General features: G+C 56.6%; 14 protein-coding genes. 11 read left to right on the top strand and 3 right to left on the bottom strand.

Annotation, left to right across the window (positions count from 1 at the left end; translation table 11 throughout):
- The first annotated feature begins 12 nt into the window (after positions 1-12).
- The 4 genes from FHC48_RS03045 (at position 13) to FHC48_RS03030 (ending at position 3,248) form a co-directional block, all read left to right on the top strand.
- Entirely contained in the window at positions 13-1,242 is a 1,230-nt protein-coding gene (locus FHC48_RS03045) for a winged helix-turn-helix domain-containing protein (protein ID WP_059362034.1), read from the top strand.
- Between the two features lie 44 nt (positions 1,243-1,286).
- Positions 1,287-1,469, top strand: coding sequence for a protein YcaR (ycaR, locus tag FHC48_RS03040; protein WP_006174474.1), 183 nt, complete (start codon positions 1,287-1,289; stop codon positions 1,467-1,469).
- Positions 1,466-2,212 carry a 3-deoxy-manno-octulosonate cytidylyltransferase gene (kdsB, locus tag FHC48_RS03035; protein ID WP_008499959.1) on the top strand — a complete coding sequence of 249 codons (747 nt, stop codon included), beginning with the start codon at positions 1,466-1,468 and terminating at the stop codon, positions 2,210-2,212. The genes ycaR and kdsB overlap by 4 nt, the downstream gene beginning before the upstream one ends.
- Positions 2,213-2,354: 142 nt before the next feature.
- The gene (locus FHC48_RS03030; protein WP_008499958.1) at positions 2,355-3,248 is read left to right on the top strand and encodes a YcbJ family phosphotransferase; all 894 of its coding nucleotides are present in this window, start codon (positions 2,355-2,357) and stop codon (positions 3,246-3,248) included.
- On the opposite strand, the gene elyC is transcribed toward FHC48_RS03030, so the two are convergent.
- Positions 3,225-4,004 carry an envelope biogenesis factor ElyC gene (gene elyC / locus FHC48_RS03025; protein WP_059362035.1) on the bottom strand — a complete coding sequence of 260 codons (780 nt, stop codon included), beginning with the start codon at positions 4,002-4,004 and terminating at the stop codon, positions 3,225-3,227. The two genes, FHC48_RS03030 and elyC, sit on opposite strands and share 24 nt — an antisense overlap.
- Positions 4,005-4,128: 124 nt before the next feature.
- Between elyC and cmoM the strand changes: the two genes are divergently transcribed.
- The 7 genes from cmoM to FHC48_RS02990 all read left to right on the top strand — a co-directional run bounded on the left by cmoM (position 4,129) and on the right by FHC48_RS02990 (position 14,765).
- A complete protein-coding gene (gene cmoM / locus FHC48_RS03020; RefSeq protein WP_008499956.1) occupies positions 4,129-4,908 on the top strand; it encodes a tRNA uridine 5-oxyacetic acid(34) methyltransferase CmoM in 780 nt (259 codons plus the stop codon).
- 3 nt (positions 4,909-4,911) lie between these two features.
- Positions 4,912-6,234, top strand: coding sequence for a chromosome partition protein MukF (mukF, locus tag FHC48_RS03015; RefSeq protein WP_008499955.1), 1,323 nt, complete (start codon positions 4,912-4,914; stop codon positions 6,232-6,234).
- Complete coding sequence (gene mukE / locus FHC48_RS03010; RefSeq protein ID WP_021240871.1) at positions 6,215-6,919, top strand: chromosome partition protein MukE; 705 nt, start codon at positions 6,215-6,217, stop codon at positions 6,917-6,919. The genes mukF and mukE overlap by 20 nt, the downstream gene beginning before the upstream one ends.
- The gene (mukB, locus tag FHC48_RS03005; RefSeq protein ID WP_059362036.1) at positions 6,919-11,370 is read left to right on the top strand and encodes a chromosome partition protein MukB; all 4,452 of its coding nucleotides are present in this window, start codon (positions 6,919-6,921) and stop codon (positions 11,368-11,370) included. The genes mukE and mukB overlap by 1 nt, the downstream gene beginning before the upstream one ends.
- Positions 11,371-11,547: 177 nt before the next feature.
- A complete protein-coding gene (gene ldtD, locus FHC48_RS03000) occupies positions 11,548-13,371 on the top strand; it encodes a L,D-transpeptidase (RefSeq protein WP_059362038.1) in 1,824 nt (607 codons plus the stop codon).
- 174 nt (positions 13,372-13,545) lie between these two features.
- A complete protein-coding gene (locus FHC48_RS02995; RefSeq protein WP_008499951.1) occupies positions 13,546-14,097 on the top strand; it encodes a YcbK family protein in 552 nt (183 codons plus the stop codon).
- 20 nt (positions 14,098-14,117) lie between these two features.
- Positions 14,118-14,765, top strand: a complete 648-nt coding sequence (locus tag FHC48_RS02990; protein WP_008499950.1) for an MBL fold metallo-hydrolase — start codon at positions 14,118-14,120, stop codon at positions 14,763-14,765.
- A 48-nt stretch (positions 14,766-14,813) separates the two neighbouring features.
- Here FHC48_RS02990 and FHC48_RS02985 read toward each other — a convergent pair whose 3' ends face one another.
- A complete protein-coding gene (locus FHC48_RS02985; RefSeq protein WP_059362040.1) occupies positions 14,814-16,004 on the bottom strand; it encodes an amino acid aminotransferase in 1,191 nt (396 codons plus the stop codon).
- A gap of 184 nt (positions 16,005-16,188) precedes the next feature.
- Positions 16,189-17,307 (bottom strand): porin, encoded by a 1,119-nt coding sequence (locus FHC48_RS02980; protein WP_049122622.1) that lies wholly within the window; start codon positions 17,305-17,307, stop codon positions 16,189-16,191.
- Between the last annotated feature and the right edge of the window lie 24 nt (positions 17,308-17,331).

Here is a 17,331-nt window from a genome sequence, read left to right as displayed (position 1 = left end):
ACAGGAAAACGCATGTCTTTACCGCAACTCTCGCTCTCAGCCGCACGTAATCTCCACCTTGCCGCGCAGGGGCTGCTCAAAAAGCCCCGCCGCCGCGCGCAGCCTGCCGATATTCTCTCTACCGTACAGCGCATGTCGCTACTCCAGATCGACACCATTAATATTGTGGCACGTAGCCCTTACCTGGTGCTGTTCAGCCGCCTGGGGAGCTATCCTTCTCAGTGGCTGGATGAGGCGCTCAGCAAGGGGGAGCTGATGGAGTACTGGGCGCACGAAGCCTGCTTTCTTCCCCGCAGCGATTTTGCTCTTGTGCGTCACCGTATGCTTGCGCCGGAAAAGATGGGCTGGAAATACCGACAGGCCTGGATGCTGGAACATGCGGCTGAAATAGAGCAGCTCATCGCGCATATTCAGGAAAACGGTCCTGTACGCTCTGCCGATTTTGAACACCCGCGCAAAGGTACAAGCGGCTGGTGGGAGTGGAAGCCGCACAAGCGTCATCTCGAAGGGTTGTTTACCTCTGGCAAAGTCATGGTGATTGAGCGGCGTAATTTTCAACGCGTCTACGACCTGACGCATCGCGTGATGCTCCACTGGGACGACGAGCGCGACCTGCTTACCCAGGAGGCGGCCGAGGCCATTATGCTGGAGAACAGCGCCCGTAGTCTGGGAATTTTTCGCACGCAATGGCTGGCAGATTACTATCGCCTGCGCCAGCCCGCGCTGAAACCGCTGCTGGACATGTGGCAACGCGAACAGCGCGTCATTCCCGTTACCGTGGAAACGCTGGGCGAAATGTGGCTACATGCGGATCTCCTCCCGCTATTGCCTCAGGCCCTGGAGGGGAAACTGCAGGCGACCCACAGCGCGGTATTGTCGCCTTTCGACCCGGTCGTCTGGGACAGAAAACGCGCCGAGCAGCTCTTTGATTTCAGCTACCGGCTGGAATGTTATACCCCGGCCCCAAAGCGCCAGTATGGCTACTTTGTTTTACCGCTCCTGCATAAGGGGCAGCTGGTCGGGCGCATGGATGCCAAAATGCACCGCAAGACCGGCACGCTTGAAATCATTGCGCTTTATTTGCAAGAGGGCGTCAGGGTGATGGCGAGCCTGGAAAAAGGGTTAACGTCCGCCATTAGCGAATTCGCGCGCTGGCAGGGGGCCGACGACGTGACGCTGGGCCGGGTACCTGATGGATTGTTTACATCCTGTCGAAGTGGCTGGGAAACAGGCACGCCCTGAAAAGGAATGTGTTAAGCTTTAGCGATTACCCATACGGAGGAACTATGGATCACCGTTTACTTGAAATTATTGCCTGCCCGGTATGCAACGGCAAACTCTACTACAGCCAGGACAAACAAGAGCTCATTTGCAAGCTGGACAGCCTGGCTTTCCCGCTGCGCGACGGTATTCCGGTATTGCTGGAAAACGAAGCCCGTTCCCTGGTGGCAGAAGAGAGCAAACCATGAGTTTTGTTGTCATTATTCCTGCGCGTTACGCTTCAACCCGTCTGCCGGGTAAACCGCTGGTGGATATCAATGGCAAGCCGATGATCGTGCATGTCCTTGAGCGGGCGCGTGAATCCGGTGCTGACCGTGTGATTGTTGCCACCGATCATCCGGATGTCGCTCGTGCGGTTGAGGCGGCAGGCGGCGAGGTATGCATGACCCGCGCAGATCACCAGTCCGGCACCGAGCGTCTGGCGGAAGTGGTTGAGAAATGCGGTTTCAGTGATGATACGGTTATCGTAAACGTGCAGGGTGACGAGCCGATGATCCCCGCTGTCATTATCCGTCAGGTGGCCGAAAACCTGGCGCAGCGTCAGGTTGGAATGGCCACGCTGGCGGTACCCATTCATCATGCAGAAGAAGCTTTCAACCCGAATGCGGTGAAGGTCGTCATGGATGCGGAAGGCTATGCGCTCTATTTCTCCCGTGCCACGATCCCGTGGGATCGCGATCGCTTTGCGCTTTCTAAAGAGACCATCGGTGATACCTTCCTGCGTCATATTGGGATCTACGGCTATCGCGCCGGCTTTATTCGCCGTTATGTGGCCTGGGCCCCGAGTCCGCTGGAGCATATCGAAATGCTGGAGCAACTCCGCGTGCTCTGGTACGGCGAGAAAATTCACGTTGCCGTTGCTGAGGAAGTCCCCGGCACGGGCGTAGACACCCCTGAAGATCTTGAGCGCGTTCGCGCTGAATTGCGTTAATCTTACCGGCATCTCTCCGTTGGGAGAGATGCACTCTCCGGTTTATTTTTCACTTTCTTTTTCCTGATTGATCTCTTCCGGGTGACATCTTCATTAAGGACGCTCATTATAAAAGCAGTAGTCTTAATGGGGGTAATCTCATATGGAACAGCTGCGTGCCGAACTTAGCCATCTGCTGGGTGAAAAGTTAAGCCGGGTCGAATGCGTGAGTGAAAAAGCCGATACCGCGCTCTGGTCGTTGTACGACAGTGAGGGTAACCCAATGCCGCTGATGGCACGAAGTTTCACGTCACCCGGCGTTGCCAGGCAGCTTGCATGGAAAATGTCGATGCTGGCGCGGGAGGGAACCGTGCGTATGCCGACGGTGTACGGCGTGATGACCCATGAGGAACACCCCGGCCCGGACGTACTGCTGATTGAACGTTTACGTGGTGTACCCGTTGAAGCGCCCGCGCGAACGCCGGAACGCTGGGAACAGCTAAAAGACCAGATTGTCGAGGCGCTGCTGGCGTGGCACCGTCAGGATAGCCGCGGACTTGTTGGGCCGGTCGACAGCACTCAGGAAAATCTCTGGCCGCTGTGGTATCGCCAGCGGGTTGAAGTGCTGTGGGGAACGCTTAACCAGTTCAACAATACCGGTTTAACCATGCAGGACAAACGTATTCTCTTTCGCACCCGGGAGTGTTTACCGGCGCTGTTCGAAGGTTTTAACGATAACTGTGTGCTGATCCACGGTAACTTCACCCTGCGGAGTATGCTAAAAGACCCCCGCAGCGATCAGCTTCTGGCGATGGTGGGGCCGGGGATCATGCTCTGGGCTCCGCGCGAATATGAGCTGTTCAGGCTCAGCGACAGCGGGGCGGCGGAAGGTTTACTGTGGCATTACCTTCAACGCGCCCCCGTTGCGGAAGCGTTTCTCTGGCGGCGCTGGCTCTACCTGCTCTGGGACGAAGTTGCGCAGCTGGTTAACACCGGACGCTTTAATCGCGCAAACTTCGATCTGGCGACTAAATCACTCTTGCCCTGGCTCGCCTGAGGAACCTTTCAGCCACTGCCAGAGGCGTCCGAGCGTCTCATAACCGACGCGATCGCTATGCATCAGCCACACCGGGGAGGGGATTACCCGCTCCCACGGATTAAGCGGCGCGTCGATGGCCATCTGGTTCGCCGGTGCGGGAAGCGGGTGCAGGCCCTGTTTTTCAAAGAAAATCATCGCGCGCGGCAGGTGCGAGGCGGAGGTCACCAGTAAGAACGGGGCATCGCCAATCGCCTGCTTCACTGCGGCAGCTTCTTCTTCAGTATCTTTCGGGCTGTCCAGCGTGATGATTGAGGAGCGCGGTACGCCGAGTGATTCCGCGACCCGGGCGCCCGCTTCCGCCGTACTCACCGGGTTCGTTTTGGCCGCCGCGCCGGTGAAGATCATTTTTGATCCCGGATTCGCCAGCCAGAGGCGAATGCCTTCGTTTAGCCGCGGCAGGCTGTTGTTGATCAGGTTTGAGCTGGGGGCCCAGTCAGGATCCCAGGTATATCCGCCGCCCAGCACCACGATGTACGCCGCTTTCTGATTTCCCTGCCATGTCGGGTACCTGTTTTCGATGGGGCGTAACAGACCATCAGCCACCGGCTGCAGGCTCAGCAGCAGCAGGACCAACCAGCCGAACGTGATCAGCGTTTTGCCACTCTTCTGAAAGCGACTGAACCACACCAGCGCCAGCCCCAGCGCGATGATGATGAGCAGCAGCGGAAGGGGAAGCATCATCCCTCCAATGTATTTCTTAAGGGTAAAAAGCATCCTTTTTGGTTCCTTTTTTGACCATATAGCAGGTGATTGACGGTGATATTACACCAGAGAGGTTCATTCTCCGCGCGGGTGTGACAAAATAGCGGTTTTGCAGTTAGCGAGTGGAACTCTCCCAATGCGGGATCGCAATTTTGATGACATCGCGGAAAAGTTTTCGCGCAACATTTATGGCACCACGAAAGGGCAGCTCCGTCAGACGATCCTCTGGCAGGATTTGGACACCATTCTGGCTACCTTTGGTGGTCAAACGTTGCGCGTGCTGGATGCCGGAGGCGGTGAAGGGCAGACGGCCATAAAAATGGCGGAACGCGGTCATCACGTCACGCTTTGCGATCTTTCTGCTGAAATGGTCGCCCGCGCGACGCGTGCGGCTGAAGAGAAAGGTGTGAGCGACAACATGCATTTTATACAATGCGCCGCTCAGGACATCGCACAGCATTTGGAAACCCAGGTTGATCTGATATTGTTTCATGCGGTGCTGGAGTGGGTTGCCGATCCGCTAAGCGTGTTACAAACCCTGTGGTCGATGTTGCGCCCGGGCGGCACGCTGTCGTTGATGTTCTACAATGCTAACGGCTTCCTGATGCACAACATGGTTGCGGGAAACTTCGACTATGTTCAGGTCGGGATGCCCAAAAAGAAAAAACGCACGCTTTCCCCGGACTATCCGCGCGATCCACAGCAGGTCTATGGCTGGCTGGAAGCGATTGGCTGGCAGATTGTCGGGAAGACGGGCGTCAGGGTGTTTCATGATTATCTGCGTGAAAAACACAAACAGCGTGACTGTTTTGACACCTTAACAGAATTGGAAACGCGGTATTGCCGCCAGGAGCCTTTTGTCAGCCTTGGCCGCTATATTCACGTCACCGCGCACAAGCCGCAGATGCAAGGATAACCTATGAGTGAATTTTCCCAGACAGTCCCCGAACTGGTTGCCTGGGCCAGGAAAAACGATTTCTCCATCTCGCTGCCGGTAGACAGACTCTCTTTCCTGCTGGCGGTCGCCACGCTGAACGGCGAGCGGCTGGATGGGGAAATGAGCGAGGGTGAACTGGTGGATGCGTTCCGCCATGTCAGTGATGCGTTTGAGCAAACCAGCGAAACCATTAGCGTGCGTGCCAACAACGCAATTAACGATATGGTGCGTCAACGTCTGCTGAACCGCTTTACCAGCGAGCAGGCGGAAGGAAACGCCATCTATCGCCTGACGCCACTGGGCATCGGCATCACCGATTACTACATTCGCCAACGCGAATTTTCCACGCTGCGTCTGTCCATGCAGCTGTCGATCGTGGCCGGTGAGCTTAAGCGCGCCGCCGATGCGGCAGATGAAGACGGTGACGAATTCCACTGGCACCGAAACGTCTATGCACCGCTGAAATACTCGGTGGCGGAAATCTTCGACAGTATCGATCTGACCCAGCGTCTGATGGACGAACAGCAGCAGCAGGTGAAAGACGATATCGCACAGCTGCTGAATAAAGACTGGCGTGCAGCCATCTCCAGCTGTGAACTTCTGCTGTCAGAAACCTCCGGTACGCTGCGTGAGCTGCAGGATACGCTGGAAGCCGCAGGGGATAAGCTGCAGGCGAACCTGCTGCGCATCCAGGACGCGACGCTGGCACACGACGATCTGCACTTTATCGACCGTCTGGTGTTCGACCTGCAGAGTAAACTGGACCGCATCATCAGCTGGGGCCAGCAGTCGATCGACCTGTGGATCGGCTACGACCGACACGTGCATAAATTTATTCGTACCGCGATCGATATGGATAAAAACCGCGTCTTTGCCCAGCGTCTGCGCCAGTCGGTGCAGACCTATTTCGATGCGCCGTGGGCGCTGACCTACGCCAATGCCGATCGTCTGCTGGATATGCGCGACGAAGAGATGGCATTGCGTGATGAAGAGGTAACCGGTGAACTGCCGCCGGATCTGGAATACGAAGAATTTAACGAAATTCGCGAGCAGCTTGCGGCGATGATCGAAGAACAGCTCGCGGTCTACAAAACCAGACAAGCTCCACTGGATCTGGGGCTCGTGGTGCGCGACTATCTGGCGCAATATCCTCGCGCGCGCCACTTCGACGTTGCCCGCATTGTGGTAGACCAGGCTGTTCGCCTGGGTATCGCGCAAGCCGATTTCACCGGACTGCCGCCGAAGTGGCAGCCAATTAACGATTACGGAGCCAAGGTACAGGCGCATGTCATTGACAAATATTGAACAAGTGATGCCGGTTAAGCTGGCACAGGCGCTGGCGAATCCGTTATTTCCGGCGCTGGACAGCCAGCTGCGTGCCGGTCGTCACATTGGCTTAGACGAGCTGGATAATCACGCCTTTTTGATGGACTTCCAGGAGTACCTGGAAGAGTTTTACGCCCGCTACAACGTGGAGCTTATCCGTGCGCCGGAAGGGTTTTTCTACCTGCGCCCGCGCTCCACGACGCTGATTCCGCGTTCCGTGCTCTCCGAGCTGGACATGATGGTCGGCAAAATTCTCTGCTACCTCTACCTCAGCCCGGAACGTCTGGCGAATGAAGGGATCTTCACCCAGCAGGAACTTTACGACGAGCTGTTGACGCTGGCAGATGAGGGCAAGCTGCTTAAGCTGGTGAACAACCGCTCCACGGGGTCGGATCTCGACCGTCAGAAATTACAGGAAAAAGTCCGCTCTTCCCTGAACCGTCTGCGTCGTCTGGGGATGGTCTGGTTTATGGGTCACGACAGCAGCAAATTCCGCATTACGGAATCTGTCTTCCGCTTCGGCGCCGACGTGCGTGCGGGCGATGACGCGCGTGAAGCGCAGCTTCGCATGATCCGCGACGGTGAAGCGATGCCGGTGGAAAACCATTTGCAGCTCAATGATGAGCATGAAGAGAATCTGCCGGATAGCGGGGAGGAAGAGTAATGATTGAACGCGGTAAATTTCGCTCACTGACGCTGATTAACTGGAACGGCTTCTTTGCCCGAACGTTCGATCTGGATGAGCTGGTCACGACGCTCTCCGGCGGTAACGGGGCGGGTAAATCCACCACCATGGCGGCCTTTGTCACGGCGCTGATCCCTGACCTGACGCTGCTTCACTTCCGTAACACCACCGAAGCGGGGGCCACAAGCGGTTCCCGTGATAAAGGTCTGCACGGTAAGTTGAAAGCGGGCGTCTGTTATTCGGTTCTGGACGTCATTAACTCCCGCCATCAGCGCGTGGTGGTGGGCGTGCGCCTGCAGCAGGTTGCCGGTCGCGACCGTAAAGTCGACATTAAACCGTTCGCCATCCAGGGGCTGCCAACGTCTGTACAGCCGACGGCGCTGCTGACGGAAACCCTGAACGAGCGCCAGGCGCGCGTACTGACGCTGCAGGAGCTGAAAGATAAGCTCGAAGCGATCGAAGGCGTGCAGTTCAAACAGTTCAACTCGATTACAGACTACCACTCGCTGATGTTCGATCTCGGCGTGGTGGCGCGTCGTCTGCGTACCGCATCAGACCGTAGCAAATACTACCGCCTGATCGAAGCGTCCCTGTACGGCGGTATCTCCAGCGCCATTACCCGCTCCCTGCGCGACTACCTCCTGCCGGAAAACAGCGGGGTGCGTAAGGCCTTCCAGGACATGGAGGCGGCGCTGCGTGAAAACCGCATGACGCTGGAAGCGATTCGCGTGACCCAGTCTGACCGCGATCTGTTTAAACACCTGATCAGCGAAGCCACTAACTACGTGGCGGCGGACTACATGCGCCACGCCAACGAGCGCCGCGTCCACCTCGATCAGGCATTAGAATACCGCCGCGAGCTGTTTACCTCCCGCAAACAGCTGGTGGCCGAGCAGTACAAGCACGTCGAAATGGCGCGCGAGCTCGGCGAGCACAACGGTGCTGAAGGTGACCTGGAAGCCGATTACCAGGCCGCCAGCGATCACCTGAACCTGGTGCAGACCGCGCTCCGTCAGCAGGAAAAAATCGAGCGCTATGAAGCGGACCTCGACGAGCTGCAAATTCGTCTTGAAGAGCAAAATGAAGTGGTGGCCGAAGCCGCCGAGATGCAGGAAGAGAACGAAGCCCGCGCCGAAGCGGCCGAGCTGGAAGTGGATGAGCTGAAAAGCCAGCTTGCCGATTACCAGCAGGCGCTGGACGTGCAGCAGACGCGTGCGATCCAGTACACCCAGGCACTACAGGCCTTACAGCGCGCGAAAGAGCTGTGCCATCTGCCAGACCTGACGCCGGAAAGCGCCGACGAGTGGCTGGATACCTTCCAGGCCAAAGAGCAGGAAGCCACTGAGAAACTGCTCTCCCTCGAACAAAAAATGAGTGTTGCGCAAACGGCGCACAGCCAGTTTGAGCAGGCCTATCAGCTGGTTGTGGCGATTAACGGCCCGCTGGCGCGTAACGAAGCCTGGGACGTTGCCCGCGAGCTGCTGCGCGACGGCGTGAACCAGCGCCATCTGGCCGAGCAGGTTCAGCCGCTGCGTATGCGTCTGAACGAGCTGGAACAGCGCCTGCGCGAGCAGCAGGAAGCCGAGCGTCTGCTGGCCGAATTCTGCAAGCGTCAGGGCAAACATTACGATTTTGACGAGCTTGAGGCCCTGCATCAGGAACTCGAGGAGCGTATCGCTGCGCTTTCAGACACGGTCTCCAGCGCCAGCGAACAGCGTATGACCCTGCGTCAGGAGCTGGAACAGCTTCAGTCCCGTTCGCAAGCGCTTCTGCAGCGTGCCCCGGTCTGGCTGGCGGCCCAGAGCAGCCTTAACCAGCTCAGTGAGCAGTGCGGCGAGCAGTTCGAATCCAGCCAGGAAGTCACTGAATACCTGCAGCAGCTGCTGGAGCGCGAGCGCGAGGCGATTGTTGAGCGTGATGAAGTGGGCGCGCGCAAGCGTGACGTCGACGAAGAAATTGAGCGCTTAAGCCAGCCGGGCGGTGCGGAAGACCCGCGCCTCAATGCCCTGGCAGAGCGTTTTGGCGGCGTACTGCTGTCTGAGATTTACGACGATGTCGGCCTGGACGATGCGCCATACTTCTCGGCACTGTATGGCCCGTCGCGTAACGCGATCGTGGTGCCGGATCTGTCGCTGATTTCTGAGCAGCTTGCCGGTCTGGAAGATTGTCCGGAAGATCTCTACCTGATCGAAGGGGATCCGCAGTCGTTCGATGACAGCGTATTCAGCGTCGACGAGCTGGAAAAAGCGGTGGTGGTGAAAATTGCCGACCGTCAGTGGCGCTATTCCCGCTTCCCGGAACTGCCGCTGTTTGGCCGCGCCGCGCGCGAAAGCCGCATCGAAAGCCTGCACGCCGAGCGTGAAACGCTGTCTGAACGCTTTGCGACGCTGTCGTTTGACGTGCAGAAAACCCAGCGTCTGCATCAGGCGTTTAGCCGCTTTATCGGCAGCCATCTGGCCGTGGCCTTCGAAGCCGACCCGGAAGCGGAAATTCGCAAACTCAATACCCGCCGTGGCGAACTGGAACGGGCGATTGCCAGTCATGAAAGCGACAACCAGCAGAGTCGCGTCCAGTTCGAGCAGGCGAAAGAGGGCGTTGCGGCCCTTAACCGTATTCTGCCGCGCCTGAATCTGCTGGCAGACGACACGCTGGCCGACCGCGTGGATGAGATCCAGGAGCGTCTGGATGAAGCGCAGGAAGCCGCGCGCTTCGTGCAGCAGCACGGCAATCAACTGGCGAAGCTGGAGCCGGTTGTCTCTGTCCTGCAGAGCGACCCGGAACAGTTCGAGCAGTTAAAAGAAGATTATGCCTGGTCACAGCAGGTGCAGCGCGAAGCGCGTCAGCAGGCGTTTGCCCTGACGGAAGTGGTGCAGCGTCGCGCCCATTTCGGCTACTCCGATTCGGCGGAAATGCTGAGCGGTAACAGCGATCTGAATGAAAAGCTGCGTCAGCGCCTTGAGCAGGCGGAAGCGGAGCGTACCCGCGCCCGCGAAGCGATGCGCAGCCACTCCGCTCAGCTGAACCAGTACAACCAGGTGCTGGCCTCGCTGAAAAGCTCCTTCGACACCAAGAAAGAGCTGTTAAACGACCTGCAGAAAGAGCTTCAGGATATCGGCGTCCGTGCCGACAGCGGGGCGGAAGAGCGCGCGCGCATTCGTCGTGACGAGCTGCATGCTCAGCTCAGCAACAACCGCGCGCGTCGCAATCAGCTGGAAAAAGCGCTGACCTTCTGTGAAGCGGAGATGGATAACCTGACCCGTCGCCTGCGCAAGCTGGAGCGCGACTACTTTGAGATGCGCGAGCAGGTCGTGACCGCTAAGGCGGGCTGGTGCGCGGTAATGCGCATGGTGAAAGACAATAACGTTGAGCGTCGTCTGCACCGTCGCGAGCTGGCGTACCTCTCTGCCGATGAGCTGCGCTCCATGTCGGATAAGGCGCTGGGTGCGCTGCGTCTGGCGGTGGCGGATAACGAACACCTGCGCGATGTCCTGCGTATGTCAGAAGATCCGAAACGTCCTGAACGTAAAATCCAGTTCTTCGTGGCGGTTTACCAGCACCTGCGCGAGCGTATTCGTCAGGACATTATCCGTACCGACGATCCGGTCGAAGCCATTGAGCAGATGGAAATCGAGCTGGGGCGTCTGACGGAAGAGCTGACCTCTCGCGAGCAGAAGCTGGCGATCAGCTCCCGCAGCGTGGCGAATATCATCCGCAAAACTATTCAGCGCGAGCAGAACCGCATTCGCCAGCTGAACCAGGGTCTGCAGAGCGTGTCGTTTGGCCAGGTGAACAGCGTGCGCCTCAACGTCAACGTGCGTGAAGCCCACGCGACGCTGCTGGAAGTGCTGTCTGAGCAGCACGAGCAGCACCAGGATCTGTTCAACAGCAACCGTCTGACCTTCTCCGAAGCGCTGGCGAAGCTGTATCAGCGCCTGAATCCGCAGATTGATATGGGACAGCGTACGCCGCAAACCATCGGGGAAGAGCTGCTGGATTACCGTAACTACCTGGAAATGGAGGTAGAGGTAAACCGTGGCTCCGACGGCTGGCTGCGCGCGGAATCCGGGGCGCTCTCTACCGGTGAAGCGATCGGTACCGGGATGTCGATTCTGGTGATGGTGGTACAGAGCTGGGAAGACGAAGCGCGCCGCCTGCGCGGCAAAGACATCTCCCCATGCCGACTGCTGTTCCTGGATGAGGCGGCGCGTCTTGATGCGCGCTCCATTGCCACGCTGTTTGAGCTTTGCGAACGTCTCGATATGCAGCTCATCATTGCCGCACCGGAGAACATCAGCCCTGAAAAAGGGACAACCTACAAGCTGGTGCGTAAAGTGTTCCAGAACAGCGAACACGTCCACGTTGTGGGGCTGCGTGGCTTTGCGCCGCAGCCGCCGGAGTCACTGCCGGAAACCACGGCGGACGCTTCCTGAAGTGTCTTCTGACCCGAAGCGGCGCTCTGGCGCCGCTTTTTTTTAAACTTAACTTGTGCTTAGGGCTGCGTTATCTTTAAACTTCTTTACATAAGGTAAGGCAACAGCTTAGCCGTCTACCTATAATGAAAGAAAGCCCCAACGTGATGGGCATGTCGTGAAAACAGGGGGCAAGGGATGTTGCTTAAGAAAAAATGTGGTCGTCAGCTGTCGGCGCTAAGTTTATGTCTGGCAGTGATGTTTGCTCCACTGTTAACCGCCCAGGCCGATGAGCCTGAAATTGTGCCGACTGACAGCTCGGCAACGACGGGCGCGCAGCCTACGTCGTTGTCCCAGCCGCTGGAGCAATCTCCGGCGACGGCGATAATGGCCGGTATTAAGCCGCTGCCGGAAGGCATCGACGCCGAATCGCTCAGCCAGCAGCTGCAGTCGGGGCTGCCGTCAGGCTACACGCCTGTCTATCTCAATCAGCTCACGCTGCTTTATGCCGCCCGCGATATGAAACCGATGTGGGAAAACCGCGATGCCGTGCGTGCCTTTCAGCAACAGCTGGCGGAGGTCGCAATTGCAGGGTTTCAGCCGCAGTTTACAAAGTGGGTTGAGCTGTTAACCGATCCTGCCGTAACAGGGCAGGCGAGAGATGTGGTGCTTTCCGATGCCATGATGGGTTACCTGCAGTTCGTGGCGGGTATTCCGGTCAATGGCAACCGCTGGCTGTACAGCGATAAGCCGTACAAGCTCGTGACGCCAGCGCTGTCGGTGATTAACCAGTGGCAGTTAGCCCTCGATAATGGCGAACTGCCGCGCTTTATTGCCAGCCTCGCACCGGCGCATCCACAATACGCCACGCTTCACCAGTCTCTCCTCGCGCTGGTGGGCGACTCGCGCTCATGGCCGCAGATGCGCGGCACCGCGACGTTGCGTCCGGGGCAGTGGAGCAGCGATGTGCCTGCTCTGCGCGAGATCCTGACGCGCTCGGGTCTTCTTGAAGGCGGGCCACATATCGCCCTGCCAGGCGACGATCCGCAAAACGCGGCGGTCAGCCCGTCAGCGCCCGTGAAAGAGAAAAAAGCGATTGCCGTCAGCAATAAACCCGCAGCATACGATCGCGAGCTGGTTGCGGCAGTGAAGCAATTCCAGGCCGCTCAGGGACTGGGAGCCGATGGCGTCATTGGCCAGACGACGCGAGACTGGCTGAACGTATCGCCTGCGCAGCGGGCAGGGGTGCTGGCGCTCAATATCCAGCGTTTGCGCCTGCTGCCGGGAACCCTTTCTACCGGTATTATGGTTAACATTCCGGCGTATTCCCTGGTCTATTACCAGGACGGTAGCGAAAAACTGGCGTCGCGCGTGATTGTCGGGCGTCCGGATCGCAAAACACCGATGATGAGCAGCGCGCTCAATAACGTAGTCGTTAACCCGCCGTGGAACGTGCCACCGACGCTGGCGCGGAAAGACATTCTGCCGAAGGTCTGGAACGATCCGGGTTATCTGGAACGTCATGGCTATACGGTGATGCGTGGATGGAACAGTAAAGAGGCTATCGATCCTTATATGGTCGACTGGTCGACAATCACGGCGTCAAACCTGCCGTTCCGTTTCCAGCAGGCACCGGGGGCGCATAACTCTTTAGGGCGTTACAAATTCAATATGCCGAGTTCTGACGCTATCTATCTGCACGATACGCCGAACCACAACCTGTTCCAGAAAGATACGCGCGCGCTGAGTTCTGGCTGCGTGCGTGTGAACAAAGCCTCGGAGCTGGCCAATATGCTGCTGCAGGATGCGGGCTGGAACGATACGCGCATTTCGGATGCCCTGAAACAAGGGGATACGCGTTACGTTAATATTCGACACAATATTCCGGTCAATCTTTACTATCTGACGGCGTTTGTTGGCGAAGACGGGCGGACTCAGTACCGTACAGATATTTACAATTATGATCTCACCGCGCGATCCGGCGCACAAATTTTGCCAAAAGCGGAACAATTAATCAGGTAAATGAAGCAGTTCGGGAAAAATGATTGTCGTAAGTTAGGGTGAATAAGGGGCTATATCGCTGCAAGCCGCGTATTCACTGGGGTTGGGCGCCTTGACGTACCCGGTTTTGCCAGTTAAGGTGCCCTTCGTGCGCTATGCATATTACGATTTCTTTTACCTGTAGACCTGATTATCATGGACAAATTTGACGCTAATCGCCGCAAACTGCTGGCGTTAGGTGGTGTTGCGCTTGGCGCAGCGGCCATCTTGCCGACGCCAGCATTTGCCACCCTCTCGACACCTCGTCCGCGAGTTTTAACGCTCAACAATCTTCATACCGGTGAGTCGCTAAAAGCGGAGTTCTTCGATGGCAGAGGCTATATTCAGGATGAATTAGCAAGACTTAACCATTTTTTCCGTGATTTCCGCGCGAATAAAATAAAAGCCATCGATCCAGGACTGTTTGATCAGCTTTACCGCCTTCAGGGCCTGCTGGGCACCAGCAAGCCGGTGCAGCTTATTTCTGGTTATCGCTCTGTTGATACCAATAATGAACTGCGCGCCCACAGTCGCGGGGTAGCGAAAAAAAGCTATCACACGAAGGGACAGGCAATGGATTTCCATATTGAGGGCGTTTCGTTAGCCAATATTCGCAAAGCTGCGTTATCTATGCGCGCAGGTGGTGTAGGATATTACCCCAGCAGCAACTTTGTGCATATTGATACCGGTCCGGTTCGGCACTGGTAATAACGAAACACAGGAGCAGTATGAACTATCGTATTATTCCGGTTACCGCGTTCTCCCAGAATTGCTCACTCATCTGGTGCGAACAGACTAAACTGGCCGCGCTTGTCGATCCCGGCGGTGACGCTGAGAAGATCAAGCAGGAAGTCGCCGACAGCGGCGTGACGCTTATGCAGATTTTACTGACGCATGGTCACCTCGACCATGTGGGCGCAGCGGCTGAACTGGCTGAACACTACGGCGTGCCGATTGTCGGTCCGGAAAAAGAAGATGAGTTCTGGCTACAGGGGTTACCCGCCCAAAGCCGCATGTTTGGCCTGGATGAGTGTCAGCCCCTGACGCCCGATCGCTGGCTGAACGAAGGAGAGCGCGTTAGCATAGGGAATGTGACTTTACAGGTGTTGCATTGTCCTGGGCATACGCCAGGCCATATCGTCTTCTTTGATGACCAGTCTCGTCTGCTGATTTCCGGCGATGTGATTTTCAAAGGTGGCGTAGGACGCAGCGATTTTCCGCGCGGCGATCACGGGCAGCTGATTCAGTCGATTAAACAGAAGTTATTGCCGCTGGGTGATGATGTGACGTTTATCCCTGGGCACGGTCCGATGTCGACGCTGGGCTATGAACGGCTCCATAATCCGTTCCTTCAGGATGAAATGCCTGTCTGGTAACCCGCATAAAAAAAGCCTGCATAACGCAGGCTTTTTTGTGGGCGCAAATTACAGTACGGCGACAATCGCTTCGCACAGCGGCGCCATGTTGTCAGGCGTCATGCCTGCAACGTTCACGCGGCCAGACGCCACGGCGTACACGCCGAACTCTTCACGCAGACGCAGAACCTGCTCTTTGGTCAGGCCGCTGAAAGAGAACATGCCGTTCTGTTTGATGATAAAGCTGAAGTCGCGGTCCGCGCCTTTCTCCGCCAGGGTGTTCACAAACAGCAGGCGCATGCGCTGAATACGCTGACGCATATCGTTCAGCTCTTGTTCCCAGATGGCGCGCAGCGCATCGTTGCTCAGGATAGTCGCAACAACAGAGGCACCGTGTGCCGGCGGGTTAGAGTAGTTAGCGCGGATAACGGATTTCATCTGGCTGAACGCGCGATCGACGGTTTCATCGTTAGCCGCAACCAGCGTACAGGCACCTACACGCTCATTGTACAGACCAAAGTTCTTGGAGTAGGAGCTTGCAACGATCAGCTCCTGATGCACGGCGGCGAACGCGCGCAGGCCTTCGGCATCTTCTTCCAGGCCACGGGCGAAGCCCTGGTAGGCAAAGTCAAACAGCGGCAGCCAGCCTTTTTCTACGGACAGCTTCGCCAGATGTTCCCACTGCTCAAGCGTTGGATCGATACCGGTTGGGTTGTGACAGCAGCCGTGGAACAGCACCACGTCACCCGCCTGCGCTTCGCTCAGGCTTGCCAGCAGGCCGTCAAAGTTCAGAGAGTGGTTTGCCGCGTCGTAGTAGGCGTATTCACGCACTTCCAGACCCGCAGAATTAAATACGCTCTTGTGGTTCGGCCAGCTTGGATTGCTTACCCAGACACGCTTTACAGAGGTGTTTTTCGCAAGGAAATCCGCCGCCACGCGCAGCGCGCCGGTACCGCCCGGGGTCTGTGCCGTACGGGCACGTTTGTCACTCACAATTGCACTGCCTTTACCGAACAGCAGCTCCTGGGTGCAGCGACCAAATTCAGGGATACCATCAATACCGAGGTAGTTTTTGGTGGTTTCGTTTTCCAGCAGATACTGCTCAGCTTTCTTAACGCTGGTCAGTACCGGAGTTTTGCCGGTTTCATCTTTATATACACCAATACCCAGGTTGATTTTGCCAGGGCGGTCGTCGGCACGAAACAGATCGGCCAGGCCCAGAATCGGGTCGGCAGGAGCGGCGGTAATGTTCTCAAACATGACGAAGTTCCATTGTGATTACAGAAGTGAAATCCGCTATCAGGTTAACGGTAGATTTACAAAATGCCAACCGTTTGCGACGAAAAGCGTGCGGCTTTTCAAAAGTCGCCATTATTTTCTGTCAGGCATAAAAAAACAGGGCCGAAGCCCTGTTCATTAAGCATATAACAAAGTGGTGTTCTGATTAGAACTGGTAAGTCACACCCACAGCTGCCATATCGTCGTTGCCGTTCAGGCCGCCAACGGTTTGCGCGTAGTCTGTGTCTTTGTCCAGCAGGTTGATGTAGTAGTCAGCCCACACGTTGAAGTTTTTGTTGAAGTAGTAAGTTGCGCCAACCTGGATGAATTTAGCCAGATCTGCATCGCCACCTTTGAAGGTGCCTTTAGAGTTGGTCACGCCAGCCAGGTCTTTACCTTTGGTCTGCACGTAGGAGATTGCTGGACGCAGGCCAAAATCGAACTGGTACTGAGCAACAACTTCGAAGTTCTGCGTTTTGTTAGCAAAACCAGCATCGCCATCAGACCCGGTACGGGTGGTGTTACGGGTTTCAGCATAGGTGGTTGCCAGGTAGATGTTGTTGGCATCGTATTTCAGACCCAGACCCCATGCTTCAGCTTTGTCGCCTTCGCCGTCAGCTTTCTGATTCAGAGTACGGTTAGCGTTGCTATAAGATGCGATTGCACCGAAGCCTTCGCCGAAATCGTAACCCAGAGAGTAGCCTACGCCGTCACCGTTAGAGGTTTTAACGTCAGCACGGTCGTTTTTGCCCTGGTACTGAACGCCCAGGCTCAGGCCGTCAACCAGACCGAAGAAGTTGCTGTTACGGTAGGTCAGCAGACCGGTGCTGCGGCTGGTCATAAAGTTATCAACATAGTTACCGCCCCAGGTCATACCAGAGAAGGACGGCGCCATATCGGTGTAAGATTCTACGTCGTAAACGATACCGTAGTTACGACCGTAGTCGATGCTGCCAGCGTCACCCGCTTTCAGACCAGCGAAAGCCAGACGGTTTTTGTTTTTCTGTGCAGAGTTTTCTGCATCGCTAGCCACGAAACGGTATTCCCACTGGCCATAACCTGTCAGTTGGTCGTTGATCTGAGTTTCGCCTTTGAAACCGATCTGCGCGTAAGTAGCGTCGCTATTGTTTGTGCTATCACCGGAAGTCACGAAGTCGTGCTCGGCGTTAACTTTACCGTAGAAGTCCAGCTTGTTGCCGTTCTTGTTATAGATTTCTGCAGCGTTGGCTGCACCGGCTACCAGCAGGGCAGGGATTACCACTGCCAGAATATTGCGCTTCATCATTATTTATTACCCTCATTGGTTTTT

The organism is Enterobacter sp. EC_50 (genome assembly GCF_019584525.1).
Lineage (GTDB): Bacteria > Pseudomonadota > Gammaproteobacteria > Enterobacterales > Enterobacteriaceae > Enterobacter > Enterobacter roggenkampii.
The sequence above is the reverse complement of the archived record's forward strand: the minus strand, read 5'-3'. Positions and strand labels throughout refer to the sequence as shown.

Coding starts and splice junctions, on each gene's coding strand:
- FHC48_RS03045 (WP_059362034.1), top strand. CDS start 13: ATGTCTTTACCGCAACTCTCGCTCTCAGCCGCACGTAATCTCCACCTT.
- ycaR (WP_006174474.1), top strand. CDS start 1,287: ATGGATCACCGTTTACTTGAAATTATTGCCTGCCCGGTATGCAACGGC.
- kdsB (WP_008499959.1), top strand. CDS start 1,466: ATGAGTTTTGTTGTCATTATTCCTGCGCGTTACGCTTCAACCCGTCTG.
- FHC48_RS03030 (WP_008499958.1), top strand. CDS start 2,355: ATGGAACAGCTGCGTGCCGAACTTAGCCATCTGCTGGGTGAAAAGTTA.
- elyC (WP_059362035.1), bottom strand. CDS start 4,004: ATGCTTTTTACCCTTAAGAAATACATTGGAGGGATGATGCTTCCCCTT.
- cmoM (WP_008499956.1), top strand. CDS start 4,129: ATGCGGGATCGCAATTTTGATGACATCGCGGAAAAGTTTTCGCGCAAC.
- mukF (WP_008499955.1), top strand. CDS start 4,912: ATGAGTGAATTTTCCCAGACAGTCCCCGAACTGGTTGCCTGGGCCAGG.
- mukE (WP_021240871.1), top strand. CDS start 6,215: ATGTCATTGACAAATATTGAACAAGTGATGCCGGTTAAGCTGGCACAG.
- mukB (WP_059362036.1), top strand. CDS start 6,919: ATGATTGAACGCGGTAAATTTCGCTCACTGACGCTGATTAACTGGAAC.
- ldtD (WP_059362038.1), top strand. CDS start 11,548: ATGTTGCTTAAGAAAAAATGTGGTCGTCAGCTGTCGGCGCTAAGTTTA.
- FHC48_RS02995 (WP_008499951.1), top strand. CDS start 13,546: ATGGACAAATTTGACGCTAATCGCCGCAAACTGCTGGCGTTAGGTGGT.
- FHC48_RS02990 (WP_008499950.1), top strand. CDS start 14,118: ATGAACTATCGTATTATTCCGGTTACCGCGTTCTCCCAGAATTGCTCA.
- FHC48_RS02985 (WP_059362040.1), bottom strand. CDS start 16,004: ATGTTTGAGAACATTACCGCCGCTCCTGCCGACCCGATTCTGGGCCTG.
- FHC48_RS02980 (WP_049122622.1), bottom strand. CDS start 17,307: ATGATGAAGCGCAATATTCTGGCAGTGGTAATCCCTGCCCTGCTGGTA.